The organism is Photobacterium sp. ABD4_091 (genome assembly GCF_056160145.1).
Map to the genome: position 1 here is coordinate 1 of NZ_JBSWWQ010000026.1, position 266 is coordinate 266.

General features: G+C 56.4%; 1 rRNA gene. It reads left to right on the forward strand.

Annotated elements, in window-relative coordinates:
- Positions 1–266: ribosomal RNA gene (locus ACXAGQ_RS29095) — 16S ribosomal RNA — on the forward strand; the annotation flags it as partial.

Here is a 266-nt window from a genome sequence, read left to right on the forward strand (position 1 = left end):
GGAGCAAAGAGGGGGACCTTCGGGCCTCTCGCGTCAGGATTAGCCCAGGTGAGATTAGCTAGTTGGTGAGGTAAGAGCTCACCAAGGCGACGATCTCTAGCTGGTCTGAGAGGATGATCAGCCACACTGGAACTGAGACACGGTCCAGACTCCTACGGGAGGCAGCAGTGGGGAATATTGCACAATGGGGGAAACCCTGATGCAGCCATGCCGCGTGTGTGAAGAAGGCCTTCGGGTTGTAAAGCACTTTCAGTCGTGAGGAAGGC